The organism is Gilliamella sp. wkB72, assembly GCF_001693745.1.
In the GTDB taxonomy this organism is placed as follows: domain Bacteria; phylum Pseudomonadota; class Gammaproteobacteria; order Enterobacterales; family Orbaceae; genus Gilliamella; species Gilliamella apicola_E.
Genome location: NZ_LZEI01000010.1, coordinates 1 through 327 on the forward strand (window position 1 = coordinate 1; position 327 = coordinate 327).

Here is a 327-nt window from a genome sequence, read left to right on the forward strand (position 1 = left end):
TAACATACTACCTCCGTTAATAACCATCTGAGCTAAAATGAATAACAGGCACATACCCAAGGGCTTTTGATGTAATAGAAACATCAAACGAGTTTTTTGAAACACCATTATTTACACCGTCAGACCCTCGATTGTTTCTCGCCCACACTCCAAATTCGTTTGCTTGTTGTCCATCAAACGGCGAACCGACGAGAGTAACCGTAGTTGCAACTTGTGCTGTAGGATATGAACGCGGTAATAATATTTTATAAATCTGCGTGTAATATTTAATTCCGCCGACTATTGCAACATTGTATTCCTCGACAGAATTTAGCTTGACAGTCCCAA

General features: G+C 39.8%; 1 protein-coding gene. It reads right to left on the reverse strand.

Going from position 1 to position 327, the window contains the following annotated elements; all coding sequences use genetic code 11:
• Nucleotides 1–16: 16 nt before the first annotated feature.
• Nucleotides 17–327: hypothetical protein (locus A9G07_RS12000; RefSeq protein WP_176713954.1), on the reverse strand; the 311-nt coding region annotated here is incomplete at its 5' end.